A 448-nucleotide genomic window follows, 5' to 3' on the forward strand; every position below is an offset into this window, starting at 1 on the left:
TTTTCCATCCTTGTCCTTGAAAGAAACAGGAGAAGTAACTTTATTACCACCAACTTTTAGTGTCACCTCCGAAGGATCAACGATAACTCTGTTCAATTTATCATTAGTAAGCGCATTGATAACGTTACCCTTACCATCTTTTCCGTTAATACCTGAAACAGCATCATCGATAGCTTCTATTTCTGGCGCTACTACTGTAATCGTGATCACAGCATTATCGCAGTTTGTAGGATTCAATACCTCGCAGATCTTGTACTCAATCTTATACTCGCCTGCTGGTGTCTCTGGATTGATAGTCACCTTACCAGTATTTGGATCCAGAGTAGGCACAGGCTCTCCTGGATTACGTGGATCAGCAGGTTTTTCTACCTTGATCTCTACCTCACTTGGAATTACTGGTTTGCCATTCAACTTGTCATTATCAAGTACGCTTGGCGTGACCGTTTTA

The 448-nt window shown here is 41.5% G+C and carries 1 protein-coding gene; it reads right to left on the reverse strand.

What is annotated here, in order from left to right; all coding sequences use genetic code 11:
• Positions 1 to 448 (reverse strand): hypothetical protein (locus JKG64_RS23375; protein WP_210356581.1); only part of this gene is annotated, 448 nt, incomplete at both ends.

This window comes from Sphingobacterium tabacisoli (genome assembly GCF_017908035.1).
GTDB lineage: Bacteria > Bacteroidota > Bacteroidia > Sphingobacteriales > Sphingobacteriaceae > Sphingobacterium > Sphingobacterium tabacisoli.